Source organism: Salinivibrio sharmensis, from assembly GCF_001995985.1.
GTDB lineage: Bacteria > Pseudomonadota > Gammaproteobacteria > Enterobacterales > Vibrionaceae > Salinivibrio > Salinivibrio sharmensis.
On sequence record NZ_MUFC01000017.1, the window covers coordinates 1 to 14,520 of the forward strand.

General features: G+C 49.7%; 12 protein-coding genes and 1 pseudogene. 7 read left to right on the top strand and 6 right to left on the bottom strand.

What is annotated here, in order from left to right:
* Positions 1-177 (top strand): annotated as a pseudogene (locus BZG74_RS15530) (ISAs1 family transposase); the annotation flags it as partial.
* On the top strand, positions 174-1,202 hold the full coding sequence (locus BZG74_RS13075) for a phosphatase PAP2 family protein (RefSeq protein WP_077773004.1): 1,029 nt from the start codon (positions 174-176) through the stop codon (positions 1,200-1,202). The pseudogene BZG74_RS15530 and the gene BZG74_RS13075, both read left to right, overlap by 4 nt.
* Before the next feature lie 48 nt (positions 1,203-1,250).
* Here BZG74_RS13075 and metE read toward each other — a convergent pair whose 3' ends face one another.
* A complete protein-coding gene (gene metE, locus BZG74_RS13080) occupies positions 1,251-3,524 on the bottom strand; it encodes a 5-methyltetrahydropteroyltriglutamate--homocysteine S-methyltransferase (protein ID WP_077773005.1) in 2,274 nt (757 codons plus the stop codon).
* A 101-nt stretch (positions 3,525-3,625) separates the two neighbouring features.
* Here metE and BZG74_RS13085 point away from each other — a divergent pair, with 101 nt between their 5' ends.
* Entirely contained in the window at positions 3,626-4,522 is an 897-nt protein-coding gene (locus BZG74_RS13085) for a LysR family transcriptional regulator (RefSeq protein WP_077773006.1), read from the top strand.
* On the opposite strand, the gene rimI is transcribed toward BZG74_RS13085, so the two are convergent.
* Genes rimI through BZG74_RS13100 form a run of 3 tightly spaced genes read right to left on the bottom strand, consistent with a single transcriptional unit; the run spans position 4,485 to position 5,758 of the window.
* On the bottom strand, positions 4,485-4,955 hold the full coding sequence (gene rimI, locus BZG74_RS13090; protein WP_077773007.1) for a ribosomal protein S18-alanine N-acetyltransferase: 471 nt from the start codon (positions 4,953-4,955) through the stop codon (positions 4,485-4,487). The genes BZG74_RS13085 and rimI overlap by 38 nt on opposite strands.
* Complete coding sequence (locus BZG74_RS13095) at positions 4,948-5,340, bottom strand: DNA polymerase III subunit psi (protein ID WP_077773008.1); 393 nt, start codon at positions 5,338-5,340, stop codon at positions 4,948-4,950. The genes rimI and BZG74_RS13095 overlap by 8 nt, the downstream gene beginning before the upstream one ends.
* 13 nt (positions 5,341-5,353) lie before the next feature.
* On the bottom strand, positions 5,354-5,758 hold the full coding sequence (locus tag BZG74_RS13100) for a GNAT family N-acetyltransferase (protein WP_077773009.1): 405 nt from the start codon (positions 5,756-5,758) through the stop codon (positions 5,354-5,356).
* A gap of 334 nt (positions 5,759-6,092) precedes the next feature.
* Between BZG74_RS13100 and BZG74_RS13105 the strand changes: the two genes are divergently transcribed.
* On the top strand, positions 6,093-8,201 hold the full coding sequence (locus BZG74_RS13105; protein ID WP_077773010.1) for a sensor domain-containing protein: 2,109 nt from the start codon (positions 6,093-6,095) through the stop codon (positions 8,199-8,201).
* Positions 8,202-8,288: 87 nt separating this feature from the next.
* On the opposite strand, the gene nlpI is transcribed toward BZG74_RS13105, so the two are convergent.
* Positions 8,289-9,167 (bottom strand): lipoprotein NlpI, encoded by an 879-nt coding sequence (nlpI, locus tag BZG74_RS13110; RefSeq protein WP_077773011.1) that lies wholly within the window; start codon positions 9,165-9,167, stop codon positions 8,289-8,291.
* Between the two features lie 67 nt (positions 9,168-9,234).
* Positions 9,235-11,373 (bottom strand): polyribonucleotide nucleotidyltransferase, encoded by a 2,139-nt coding sequence (gene pnp / locus BZG74_RS13115; RefSeq protein ID WP_077773012.1) that lies wholly within the window; start codon positions 11,371-11,373, stop codon positions 9,235-9,237.
* Between the two features lie 415 nt (positions 11,374-11,788).
* Here pnp and prfC point away from each other — a divergent pair, with 415 nt between their 5' ends.
* From prfC to BZG74_RS13125, 3 genes are all read left to right on the top strand, one after another.
* The gene (prfC, locus tag BZG74_RS13120) at positions 11,789-13,378 is read left to right on the top strand and encodes a peptide chain release factor 3 (protein ID WP_077773013.1); all 1,590 of its coding nucleotides are present in this window, start codon (positions 11,789-11,791) and stop codon (positions 13,376-13,378) included.
* A 151-nt stretch (positions 13,379-13,529) separates the two neighbouring features.
* Positions 13,530-13,676 carry a hypothetical protein gene (locus tag BZG74_RS15625; RefSeq protein ID WP_158020658.1) on the top strand — a complete coding sequence of 49 codons (147 nt, stop codon included), beginning with the start codon at positions 13,530-13,532 and terminating at the stop codon, positions 13,674-13,676.
* Positions 13,669-14,439, top strand: coding sequence for a TatD family hydrolase (locus tag BZG74_RS13125; protein WP_077773014.1), 771 nt, complete (start codon positions 13,669-13,671; stop codon positions 14,437-14,439). The genes BZG74_RS15625 and BZG74_RS13125 overlap by 8 nt, the downstream gene beginning before the upstream one ends.
* Positions 14,440-14,520: the final 81 nt, after the last annotated feature.

The window sequence follows — 14,520 nt, forward strand, 5'->3', positions numbered from 1 at the left end:
ATTTATAAAGACAATGGGGCCGCGAACTTTGCCTGTCTGCGACACATGGCCTCAAACATGGTGCGGGCTGAGCCGACCAAGATCAGCTTGGTGGCCAAACAGAAGCGCTGTCTCATGAATCCCAGCTTCTTAGAGAAGGTTTTAGCCGCAGGCATACCGGCGATGGTTGAAAAATGAACACTCATGCGCTCGCCCTGGTACTTACACTGTCCTTAGCGCTATATAATATTTTTGTTGATGGCAGTTTTTCCTTTGCAGATGGCTCTTATTTCCCGTATCTAAAAATACTCTTTGAGATACTGGTATCACTGTTCTTAGTGAGTTATTTTATATATCTAATTCTTATTAGAGAAAGGCAGCCGATAAAGCGGTTTAGCTATCTAGTTAAACCTGTTTTTTGTAAGCGTTATGAAATTTTATCAAGTTTGTTCTTGTTCTATGCAACAGGTTTCTTTTTGAGTGCTTTTTCAACAGCAAAGGGAGCAGTATATACAGTTGGAGAGTTTGCATGGGATAGTGCATTTTCTGAAATGGATAGACTTCTTTTTTTCGGCAAAGATGCTTGGCATTTTTTTGATTGGCTGTACCAGTATCCAGTATTTATAATGCTACTCAACCTCTTTTATAATGTATGGCTGTTTGCTGTCCTCGGCGTTTTTGCGTTTTTTTGCTTTCAATTACCGAGTCGAGTGAGAAATACGTATTTATATTCTTGGCTTGCATGTTGGGTGGTTTTAGGTGTTGTGTGTGCAACCCTTTTCTCCTCTGCGGGACCTGCTTTTTTCTCGCGCGTTCACCCGGATCTATCAGTTGAACCTTATCAGGATTTGATGGAGATATTACGAAGTATCGACGCTTACCTTATCGCTTCGGATTTCCCCTTTCCGCTGTGGGCGTTGTCTACGCAAGATTGGCTATATAACCTTCACGTAGAGCAAGGTGTTAAGGCGGGAGCTGGCATTTCAGCCATGCCAAGCATGCATGTTTCAATGGCGGTATTAATGGCTTTAGGGTTAACACATATCCAAAAATGGATTGGTATTATCTTTTGGTTCTATGCTTTCATTATTTATATTGGCTCTTTTTTGCTAGCTTGGCACTACGCAGTAGATGGTATCGTGAGCTTCATATTGACGTTACTCATCTGGTATGTTGTTGGCTTATTTGTAAAAGATCCTAAAAGAGTGAGCCCCTATCAATAGCCATTATATAGCACTTAAGGCTCATCTCTTTTATTAGATATTATCTGACTACTCTTCGCGAAGCGCTTTCGCCGCAGCGACCATGTTTTCTAATGCTGGGATCACTTCGTCCCATTGGCGGGTTTTTAGACCGCAATCTGGGTTCACCCACAATCTCTCTTCAGGAATACGGGCGGCGGCTTTGTTCATCAAGCCAATAATTTGTGCTTGATTAGGCGTATTGGGCGAATGAATATCGTAAACGCCTGGGCCAATATCATTGGGATAGTCAAAGTGATCAAACGCGTCCAGTAGTTCCATATCCGAGCGCGATGTTTCTATGGTGATCACATCAGCATCCATGTCAGCAATGGACGCAATAATATCGTTAAACTCGGAATAACACATATGGGTGTGGATTTGCGTCTCGTCATTAACACCATTGGCGGCAATTTTAAACGCGTTAATCGCCCAATCCAGGTAGTGTTGCCACTCACTGCGACGCAAAGGTAAACCTTCACGCAGTGCCGCTTCATCTATTTGAATGATTTTAGTGCCAGCTTTCTCGAGATCTTGCACCTCTTGACGGATCGCTAGCGCCAGCTGGTTACAGGTCTGCGATCGTGGCTGATCATCGCGGACAAATGACCAATTAAGAATCGTCACCGGCCCGGTAAGCATGCCTTTTAGCGGCTTATCGGTGAGAGATTGCGCGTACTGCGTCCATTCTACGGTCATTGCTTTCGGGCGTTCGATATCACCAAATAAAATCGGCGGCTTGACACAGCGAGAGCCATACGATTGCACCCAACCGAACTGGCTAAACACATACCCATCCAGCTGTTCGCCAAAGTACTCCACCATATCGTTACGCTCAGCTTCACCGTGAACCAAGACATCGAGCCCGAGAGCTTCTTGTTTTTCCACCGCATGGGCGATCTCTTTGCGCATAATGTCCTGATAGGTCACCGCATCAATCTCGCCTTTTTTGTATTGCAAGCGCGTTTGGCGAATAGTGCTCGTCTGCGGGAATGAGCCAATGGTAGTGGTCGGGAAGCGTGGTAGGTTGAGCTGCTCGTGTTGTACGCGAATACGCTCGGCAAAAGGACGCTGCCGTGTCCCTAAGTGCGGTGTAATTGCTGCCAATGCGGCTTGCACCTTAGGGTTGTGTACGCGTGGTGATTGCTGGCGGCTTTCGATTGCCTCACGATTATTGTCCAGTGCTGACTGAACGGTTTGACGGCCGTGATTAAGCGCGCAAGCGAGTACATCCAGCTCCTCGAGTTTTTGATGGGCAAAGGCAAGCCAGTTTTTTACCTCAGGATCGAGCTTTTGTTCGCTCGCCAAATCGACCGGCACGTGCAGCAAAGAGCAAGAGGGTGCGAGCCAGAGGCGATCCCCTAGAGATTGATGAATCGGTTCGAGCCATTCTAACGTGGCATCAAGGTTAGTTTTCCAAACGTTGCGACCATTTATCACACCGAGAGAAAGAACGTGCTGATCGCCGAGCGTTTCAAGGTAGGACGTCACATCCCCTCGGCCACGAATAGCATCCAGGTGCCAACCGTCAACGGGCAAGGATTGCGCCAATGGTCGATTTTCAGCTTGCTCGCCAAAGTAGCTTGCCAGCAATAACTTCACCTGGGCTTGGCTTAGCGCCTTATATGCAGTTTGTAATGCCGTTTGCCACTCAGGGGTAAGCTCAGTCACCAAAACAGGCTCATCAATTTGTACCCATTCAACCCCTTTTTTTGCCAGCTCGCTTAGCAGCGTTTGATACACAGGTAAGAGCCTATCAAGCAGATCCAGCTTGTTAGAGGCATCTTTTTCTTTACCCAGCCAAAGATAGGTGACGGGGCCAAGCAAAACCGGTTTGGCCTGAATACCAGCTTGTTTGGCTTCTTCCAACTGTGCCAATAGGCTTTCAGCATGCAAGCTAAAGGTGGTTTGTGCTGTGAATTCTGGCACGATGTAGTGATAGTTGGTGTCAAACCATTTGGTCATTTCACCAGCGTGGACACACTGGCAGCCAGTATCGTTTGCCGAGCGACCACGGGCGACGCGGAAATAGTTATCGAGGATATTATCTTGATGATCAGCCACACGATCAGGGACATTGCCAACTAAAAAGCTGGTGTCGAGTACATGGTCATAAAAAGAAAAGTCACCCGCTGGAACGGCATCGAGCTTACCTTGTTGTTGCCAATGGGTACGGCGTAGAGCCGCCGCAGTATTAGTTAAATCTTGCTGTGATGAATCGCCACGCCAATAACGCTCGAGTGCAAATTTGAGTTCACGCTGTGCGCCGATACGTGGAAAGCCGAGATTATGAGTTTTAGCCATCTATACGTCCTCCTTTAAGTTGAGTTCAGCATAGGGCTTTCCCGTTATGAACTAAAGTGGCATTATTTCATTAATCGATGAAATTTTGTCATGGAGTGGGTATGTTAGAACGTCACCATTTGCATATTCTGCGTGCAATTAAAGAGCAAGGGTCGCTCACCGCAGCGGCAGACACCCTTTATCTCACCCAATCTGCCATTAGCCATGCGATGAAAAAACTGGAAAGTCAGTTAGGGGTGAGTTTATGGAAAAAGTCAGGCAGGCAGTTGCATTTCACTCAGGCTGGTGAGTACTTGCTGACCCTTTCTGAGCGCATGCTCCCCCAGTTTGAACACGCCGAGCAGCAGCTTAAACAGTTTGCTCAAGGTCAACGCGGCACACTGCGTATTGGTATGGAGTGCCACCCTTGCTATCAATGGCTGTTGAAAGTGGTCGAGCCGTTTTTGCACCAATGGCCAGATGTGGATGTTGACGTTAAACAAAAGTTTCAGTTTGGCGGGCTAGGCGCGCTCTTTGGCCATGATATTGATGTGCTTGTCACCCCTGATCCTTTGTTTAAACCTGGCATCGAGTATGTTTCCGTATTTGACTACGAGCTTGTGCTTGTCACCAGTCCGCAAAGCCCGCTAGCCGAGCAGACATACGTTGAACCTCATCAGATCACATCAGAAACACTTATCACTTACCCTGTCGATCAGGCTCGCCTCGATGTGTTTACTCAGTTTATGGCGCCTGCACACTGTGCACCACGCAAACATAAAACGATTGAAACAACAGACATTATGCTACATATGGTTGCTGCAGGCCGAGGCATCGCAGCTCTGCCCAAGTGGCTGGCTAAAGAATACCAACAGCAACTAAATTTACATATTCTTCGTATGGGTGAACAAGGTATTGATAAGGCAATTCACCTTGGGGTGCGAGAAGAAAAACGGGATGATTATATTGATGATTTTATCGTCAAAGCACGTGAGACGATGATATTTGGTAACGCATAACCAGTGCGTCTTCTGTGGTGCCATCCGGGCAGGAGTAATAGCCTGCTCGATGGCTTATAAGCTCAAATCCCTGTTTTTGATATAGCGCCCGTGCGCCATAGTTACTTTGTCGCACTTCCAGCCACAAGGTTTTCGCGCCTGCAGCAACGAGTGTCTTTTTAAGCAAGGTGAGAAGCTGGTGAGCGACGCCTTTGCCTTGAAAAGGGCGGTCAACGGCAAGGTTTAACAGCTCTGCTTCGCCCGCAATGCAACGCGCGTAAAAATAACCGATGATCTGATCATCTTGGCTGATTAACGCATAGTGGTGATCGAAGCATCCCTGAGCCGGCGCAAGCTGTGTTTTTGACCAAGGCGCGATATGCACGGTTTGTTCAATGCGCTCGATATCCGTCAGGTGCCTATCGCCGATAGGTTGAAGTGTGTAATCACTCATACTGACAAATCTGACGCCAAAGATCGCGCTTAGCCGCAGGATTATCGTGCATCTGCGCTAAGGGCTGTGAGTACAAGCTTTTCACGCCATCGACAATGATCTCGGGCGACTCAATATACCAACACCAGCTAAGGTGATGTTCGCCAAGAGCTGGCAACGCAGCGTGGGGAAGTTGGCGAGCCTGTTCAGCACCCAATTTCATGCTTTTTAGGATGTTGCCAAATAGCCAAGCATCTTGATCACTGAGTGCGTGATCACAGACCAGCAAGAGTTGGCAGTGGTTAGGCAATTGGATCACCTCTTGCTCACGGCCGTATATTTGTGGATGTCGCAACTGCCACACCTCGAGATCCATGGCTTGTAAACGCTGGATATCTGTTAACATAGTTGGCTGACTCTCACGTTGAAGTTGCGGCAGCGAGTTGTTTATACCACCAAGTATCGTCCGGATCTAAGGGGGCAAACTCCGCCTGTTCGGCGGCGTCACTGGGCGCAACTTTTAACAGGCTGTAGCCCAGCTCAAACAAGGTAGACTCAGCCTCGTCTAACAGCGGCATCACCAAGTCTGCATCTGGGCTGTGCCATAACGTAATTTCTTGGGTGTTATTGGCGGTTTGAGCATCGGTGACGGCAATGTGCCCTAATATCTCTCCCATATCATCGGTCGCCAGGAGAGAAAGCGAAATCTGCCCCGTTTCGCGCAGCTGTTGGAGCTGATCGGCTTGCACAGGGCACATGAGTGTCTCACGCCACCAACCGTCTAGTCGAACTAGGTCGGCGGGCGCTTCTGTACGAATCATCATCACAGAGGTCGTGGTTATTAAATGGTGTAGCCAGAATAACGGATTCCCGATCCCGTGCAAGAGGTGACTGTCGTGTGTGTTTGATGCTTACGCAGCTAAATGCATAAATAGTCAGCAAATTGTGTAATATGGCGACACAGTCTCTCCTGTTTACTGATTTTGAGTCCTTTATCTATTTTTACAGTAAAATATGCGGTATATAGTGAGAAAAGCTTGAACCCATGACGCGTGCCTCATAAAGTGCTACTGACAACAAAGTTAAAAGTGTCTAATATATGAGACGCTTGTCTCGACAGTGAGATGGTCGAGAGTGATTCCCAGATGTGAGCTTTTCATGCCAATATCGTCGTTAAATGATTGGTTCTACTGCTTAACCGATAATAGTCCGTTTCTTTTTGCCATTCTCGACAGCAATGATTGCTATCTTTACGCTAACCAACGCTACAGCGAGCTGTCTGGCTTGGCTTCGCCGTCGTTAAAAGGGTTATCCGATATCGATACCTTAGGCGAGGCGTTTTATCAGTCGGTCAAACCGCATTATGACAAAGCCAGACGGGGTGAATGTGCCGAGGGAGAGGTGCTTCTTGCTGATAACTACCACAGCACTAGCTTTCACTTCAGTGTTGCACCATTGCCGAATATCGCTGATGAAAGTGGCAAGCCCTGCGTGATTTTTCATGCCGCAGATACATCCGAACGCCAAGTATTAGCCAGTGCGCTCGAAGAGGCGGAGGAAAAATACCACCATCTCAGTCAACTTATCGATGACGGCTGCTGCGTGGTTGAAGATGGCTGTATATTATCAGCAAACCCTGCGGCGGCTGGACTACTGGGCGTCGGGAGTCTCGATGCGTTGATCGGTGAACCTTTATCAGAGTATCTCGTGGCGGCAGAGGCATCGACCTCCACCATTGATAGCCTATTGCGTGCGCCGCATGGGCAAGGTGTGTCGGTGGTGAGCGCAAAAAACAGCGCGCCGCTGACGGTGAACCAATCGCCGATCCATCTTTTGGGCAAAAAAGCGCATATGCTGCGCTTGCAGCCGACAATCATTGACTCGTCGGTTAAGCGCCTAAAACCCGCCGAAAAAGAGGATGTCAGCAAAGTCGGTGAGCAACAATCCGCTTATACGGATGCCTTAACCGGTCTGTATAACCGTTACGGGTTCAGTCGAGAGCTGGATAGGCTGATCAAAACGCAAACGCCATTGGCCATGTTGTACCTTGATGTCGATAATTTTAAAAATATCAATGATTCTCTCGGACACCATGTCGGCGATCGTGTGCTTCAGGATATCGCTCAGCGCTTACGCGCCTTGCTCTCCGCGGATACCATTATTGGCCACTTAGGCGGTGATGAATTTGCGGTGTTGCTTCCTAAGCCTGCAACGGCAGACGCGCCTGATCAGTTGGCTGACAAAGTGGTCGGGGCCATTAGTCAGCCTTTTGAATTGCATTATTTTAGTAAGTACTTGGCGTGTTCAGTGGGGATGGTGCGTTATCCCGACGATGGTAAAGACGCCCGCCAGCTGCTGCAAAATGCGGATACCGCAATGTATGAGGCCAAAGAGCAAGGCCGAAACCGTGTGGTCGCCTATCATGACAGCATGAGTAAAGAGGCACGGATGCGACTTTGGTTGGAAATCGAGCTACAAAAGGCCTTACAAAATAATGGGCTGGAAGTGTGGTATCAACCTAAGGTCAGTGCCAGTGATTATCGCATCAACGGTGCTGAAGCCTTGGTGCGTTGGAAACACCCGGTTGAGGGTTATATCAGTCCTGGGCGTTTTATTCCGGTTGCCGAGCGCTGCGGACTGATTGAAGCGCTTGGACGACATGTGATGCGCGAGGTCTTTCAAAACGTGCGTCGCTGGAGTCAACAAGGCATACTGCCGGGGCGAGTGGCGATTAACTTATCGCCAGAGCAATTTAGCAGTCCCAAGCTGACCGAGCACATGGAAAAGCTGATTAAAGCCACGGGAGCGAAACCAGAAGATATTACGTTTGAGTTAACGGAAAGCGCGGTGATGAAAAACGATGAGCATGCGCTGAATATGCTTAATGCGATAAAATCACTGGGCTTTGCCCTCTCGATTGATGACTTTGGCACGGGCTACTCATCCTTGTCTTACCTTGCCCGTTTTCCCCTTGATGAGCTTAAAATTGATCGCGCGTTTATTCACGATATGGATGCTTTGAGTAAACAGGTGACGCTGGTGGAAAGCATTATTCATATCGGCCGAGCCATGGAAATGACGGTAGTGGCAGAGGGAGTCGAAACCCGTCAGCAGGCGTCCGTGCTTACTAACCTGCACTGTGACACCATTCAAGGTTATTATTTTCACTCGCCCATGCCCAAGTACGCGTTTGAAAAGCTATTGCTGAAAAGTAAGCCCAACAAGCAACCACCACAGGCACTGGCACCCAGTGCGCAGACAAGCTAACCGGATACCTGTTGGTATTACTCAGGATCAAAAATAGAGCAGTGAGCCTGCTCTATTTTTGTAGTTGAAAGGCTATCGAGTGAGGCGCTATGGTCGACGGTAAGCGAGTCGGTTTAGCTCAAGTAACGCATAGCGGTGTTCGACAAACTCATACACGTTGCCCGACATGGCAAGCTTATACAATGCCACGGCGCGATCCTTGTCGCCTTGGAATTGATAGCGTTTAGCAAGGTAAAAGTAAGCTTCACATAAGCGTTCTGCTAGCAGTTCATTGTCTTCACCTTGCGAGGCAAGTTGCTCCAGCATCTCACGTTCACTGAGCTTACCAAGGTACATATCGACAAGCTGCCAGCCCCAACCCGAGGCCTGCGCATTCGCTTTTCGCTTTGCCAGCGCTTGTTGCGCCTTGGTTTCCCCCTTCCAATCGCGCTCCACCAAATAAAGCCAAATCAGGCGATAAGGATCGTCGCGATCTTCTTGGTAGTGATGGAGTAAGTCTTGATGGGCCAGGCGATAGCGGCCGCCGTAATATAAGGCGATCCCACGATTACGCGCGGCATAGCTGTGGCTATTATCCAGCTCTAACGTCGAGTCAAAGGCCTCATAGGCAGCATCATAGTGGCCGTTTTGAGTAAAATAGACTCCAAGAATATTGAACACATCAGGTTGATCCGGCTTTAGCGAGAGAGACTGGTTAAAGTCCAATCGTGCCAAATCGCGCATCCCCAAGCTGTCGTGCATCAGTCCACGCTCATAATGCAATTGAGCGCGTGCATCGTCACTCAAATCATTGCGCGCAAGCAGTTGATCAATCCGTGCTAGGTGCACTTCCTGCTGCAGGGTGGGCTGTAAAGGGACGGCCATAGGAGGAAAGGTCCACTGGCTGGTACAGCCGGTTAAAAATAACAGCGCCAGGATCGCCAAAGGCTTGAAAAATACCGCCCGTGGCTGAATAAAAAAGGTCATGAAGGCGCATCTCCGTGTAAAAAAAGGGGGCCTCAGCCCCCTTTATACCATGAATGACGATATGACTCTAAGCGTCAGTGCTTGGTGCTTCTTCTGCTGGCGCAGCATCAGCAGCAGGGGCTTTTTCTGCCGACGCTTCTTTCATGCTCAAGCGGATACGACCTTGACGGTCAACTTCCAGCACTTTCACGTCTACTTCTTGGCCTATTTCGAGATAATCAGACACCTTCTCAACGCGTTGATCAGCGATTTGAGAAATGTGAACCAGACCATCTTTGCCGCCAATCACTGAGACGAAGGCACCGAAGTCAACGATACGCTGAACCTTACCGGTATAGATACGGCCCACTTCGACTTCTGCAGTGAGTGCTTCGATGCGTGAAATGGCATCTTTGGCAGCTTCACCGTCGGTGGCCGCAATTTTCACGGTACCGTTGTCGTCGATTTCAATGGTGGTGCCAGTTTCTTCGGTCAGCTGACGGATCACGGCGCCACCTTTACCAATGACATCGCGGATCTTATCTGGGTTGATGCTCATGGTATGGATACGAGGCGCGAACTCAGAGATGTCGTCGCGTGCCGAGCCGATTGCTTGGTCCATCACATCCAGGATGTGTAAACGTGCGCCTTTGGCTTGGTTCAATGCGATTTGCATGATCTCTTTAGTGATCCCTTCGATTTTGATGTCCATCTGCAAAGCAGTGACACCGTCATCAGTACCGGCCACTTTAAAGTCCATATCACCTAAGTGATCTTCATCACCCAAGATGTCGGAAAGCACAACGAAGTCGTTGTCTTCTTTCACCAGACCCATCGCGATACCGGCCACGGATTTTTTCACCGGTACACCAGCGTCCATCAGTGCTAGAGAGGTACCACATACCGACGCCATTGAAGATGAGCCGTTTGACTCAGTGATCTCAGAGACCACACGCAGTGTGTATGGGAATTCGTCTTGGCTTGGTAGAACCGCTGCAATACCGCGCTTCGCTAGGCGACCATGGCCGATTTCGCGGCGCTTTGGTGAGCCAACAAAACCGGTTTCACCGACACAATAAGGAGGGAAGTTGTAGTGCAGCATGAAGCCTTCTTGGCGCTCACCCATGATTGAGTCAATGGTTTGCGCGTCACGCTGAGTACCGAGTGTGGCGGTGACCAAAGCCTGTGTTTCACCACGGGTAAACAAGGCGCTGCCGTGAGTACGTGGTAATACGCCAGTACGCACGTCGAGGGCACGAACCATGTCTTTTTCACGACCATCAATACGTGGTTCACCCGCAATGATGCGGCTACGCACGACTTTCTTTTCCAGGTCGCCAAGCATGCCTAGGATTTCACGCTCATCCAAGGTTTCGTCTTCACCGAGTAGTGCAGCAACCACTTCCTGCTTCACCTGACCAATTTGCTCGTAACGGGCCATTTTTTCAGTGATTTGGTATGCCTGAGCCAGTGGGCCTTGTGCCATTTCAGCCACACGGGTTTGTAGCGCAGCGTTAATTTCCGGCGCTTGCCAATCCCAAGTAGGCGTTCCCACTTCGGCGGCAAATTCTTTGATTGCGTTGATCGCGGTTTGCTGTTGCTCATGACCAAACATCACCGCTTGCAGCATTTGCTCTTCGCTTAGGCGGTCAGCTTCGGACTCTACCATCAGCACCGCACCTTCAGTACCCGCGACGACGAGGTCAAGCTTGCTGTCGTCTAGCTCAGCAGGGCTTGGGTTAAGCACGAGTTCATCATTGATGTAGCCGACGCGTGCCGAACCGATTGGGCCGTTAAATGGGATGCCTGAAATGGCCAGCGCTGCCGAGGTACCCAGCATGGCAACGATATCAGGGCTAACCGCTGGGTTAACAGATACGACGGTTGCGATGACCTGTACTTCGTTTTTGAACGAGTCCGGGAATAGCGGACGGATAGGGCGGTCAATCAGACGTGCGGTCAGTGTTTCTGACTCAGAAGGGCGGCCTTCGCGCTTGAAGAAACCACCTGGGATTTTACCTGCGGCGTAGGTACGCTCTTGGTAGTTAACTGTTAATGGGAAGAAGCTTTGGCCTTCAGCGGCTTCTTTTTTTCCGACTACAGAAACGAATACCGAGGTATCGTCCATGCTGACCATGACAGCACCATTGGCTTGACGTGCCATCACGCCCGTTTCCAATGTCACTGTATGATTGCCGTATTGGAATGTTTTTACGATTGGATTCACAGATTATTTCCTTGTTGCTAAGGGATAAACCCGTTGGTTTATCTCACTAAGTGTCGGCTTTCAGCTGCTCACCATCGCGACTAATGACAGCACGCTGCGCGGATGTTTGGCCTTCTTGGGCAGTATGCTGTCAATAGTCGCGACCTTATGGTCGACGTTGTTGACTGTGTTACAGCTGAAAGTGGCGCTAATTATACACGTGCTTGGCCGATAACGACACCACGAGGCGGTCAAATGGCTACATTTGTGATGTGTTTGGCAAGCAATATTGACCCTAATGGATACAGATAACAGTGCCAAGTCGGATTTGTGAATTGAAGCTGACTACAAGATCAGCGAAAATACGCCACCTTTGTGAATGACCCTCTCAGCTGGCGCCTGATTGCCGCCTGAAGCCAACAAGAAGATTACCTCTATGTCAAATACACTGCTGCAACAGGAAGTTGATAAACGCCGCACCTTTGCGATTATCTCGCACCCGGATGCGGGTAAAACCACCATCACCGAGAAGGTGCTGTTATTCGGACGAGCCATCCAAACAGCGGGTACCGTGAAAGGGCGCGGCTCTAACCAACATGCTAAGTCTGATTGGATGGATATGGAAAAAGAGCGTGGCATCTCGGTGACCACCTCGGTGATGCAGTTTCCTTACAACGACTGCTTGGTAAACCTGCTTGATACGCCAGGGCACGAAGACTTCTCGGAAGACACCTATCGGACATTGACCGCCGTGGACTCGTGCTTAATGGTGATTGATGCGGCGAAAGGTGTCGAAGATCGTACCCGCAAGCTGATGGAAGTCACCCGTTTACGCGATACCCCGATCATCACCTTTATGAACAAACTTGACCGTGATATCCGCGATCCAATGGAGCTGCTTGATGAAGTAGAAAGTGAACTCAACATCGCCTGTGCACCAGTATCGTGGCCGATTGGTTGCGGGAAAGGTTTCCAAGGTGTGTATCACATTCATCGTGACGAAAGCATCCTCTATCAATCTGGGCAAGGCCATACCATCCAAGATGCGCGTATCATCAAAGGCTTGGACAACCCTGAGCTCGATGAGGCGATTGGTGCCGACATTGCGCAAGATTTGCGCGATGAGTTGGAGCTGGTAATGGGGGCGTCACATGAGTTTGACCATGAGCTGTTTTTAAGCGGTGAACTCACGCCTGTTTTCTTCGGGACGGCATTGGGTAACTTTGGTGTGGATCATATGTTGGATGGTCTGACCGAGTGGGCACCGAAACCCATGGCACGCCCAACCCATGACCGTGAAGTAAGCGCTGGCGAAGAGAAATTCTCGGGGTTTGTGTTTAAAATCCAAGCCAATATGGATCCGCGCCACCGTGACCGGATCGCCTTTATGCGTATTGTCTCGGGTAAATACCAGCAAGGCATGAAACTGCGCCATGTGCGGCTAGGTAAACAAATCAATATTTCTGATGCGGTGACCTTTATGGCCGGCGACCGCTCTCGTGCTCAGGATGCGTTTGCGGGCGACATTATTGGCTTGCACAACCATGGCACCATTCAAATTGGCGATACCTTTACTCAAGGGGAAGATCTGAAATTCGCAGGGATCCCCAACTTTGCCCCAGAGCTGTTCCGCCGGATCCGTCTCAAAGATCCACTACGTCAAAAGCAGCTGCTTAAAGGTTTGATTCAGCTGTCTGAAGAAGGTGCGGTACAGGTGTTCCGTCCGCTACAATCGAACGACTTAATTGTCGGTGCGGTCGGTGTGCTCCAGTTCGATATGGTGGTGGCACGCTTGAAAGCCGAATACAACGTGGATGCGTTGTATGAGCCGATTAATGTGGCCACTGCGCGTTGGGTGGAGTGTAAGGATGAGAAGAAGCTGGACGAGTTTCAGCGTAAAAACCAGGCGAACTTAGCCTTGGATGGTGGTGATAACTTGACGTACATTGCGCCGACCATGGTTAATCTGAACCTCACGCAAGAGCGCTTCCCGGATATTGAGCTCAGAGCGACCCGCGAACACTAAGCGGCAGGGTTGAGGGCCGGATCGCCTAGTGTGATTAAAAACTCGTACCGGATAGAGGTGACACTCTCCTCGTTCGCGCCATGCTATACTGCCGTCTGTAACCAGACGGCTTTTTTAATGGCACAAGATTTACAAAACAAGGATGCCAATAATGATGATCGCGCGTATTAAACGTTGGGTGGCACGGTACGATGCTTGGTGTCAGCAAATGGGACTTGGCGAGGATAACCGTCGTAGCTGTGTGCCTATCAAGCGTTCAGAAAAAACACCATCTACACCAACGTCTCAGCATGATTGATACCCATTGCCATTTTGATTTTTCTCCGTTTCGTGAGGCGCCAGAGTCATACTGGCAGGCGGCACGCGAAAGCGGTGTGACTCGGATGGTGATCCCCAGTGTTAGTGAGGATAACTGGTCGGCGGTGCTGTCGTTGACTGAACGCCTACACGATGTGTATGCCGGAGTGGGGTTACACCCGTGTTTTCTCGATGCTCATACTGACGACAGCCTGGATAAACTTGAGCGGGCATTGGCCTTGCGCCCTGCGCGCTGTATTGCCGTCGGGGAAGCCGGGCTCGACTTTTTTGTCGCGAACCAAGATACCACTCAGCAGCGCCAGTACGCGCTATTAGAGGGCCAGCTTTGGCTCGCTCGCCACTATGATCTCCCCATTATTCTGCATAGCCGTAAAACGCATAATCAATTATTGCGCGCGGTTAAAGCCTACCCAGGGATACGCGGGGTGTTACATGCGTTCAGTGGCAGTGAGCAGCAGGGTAAACAGTTTATTGATGCGGGACTGATGCTTGGGGTTGGCGGTACCGTCACCTATTCTCGCGCGCAAAAGACTCGCCGCGCCATTGCACAGCTACCTTTGGAGCACCTCGTCCTTGAAACCGATGCCCCCGACATGCCTTTGGCTGGATTTCAAGGAAAACCGAACACTCCGTCGCAGGTATCAAGGGTTGCTGATGTGGTGGCAGCGTTAAAAAGCTGTGACAGAGATCATCTGGTGGCTGAAACATCAGACAATGCTGAAAGATTGTTTGGCTTTGATTGAGCGGGAACGGGCAAAAGACAAACGTTTGCGGTTGCATAAGCTCACAAAACTAGATCAAAGTCATACTTATTGATGCATTAC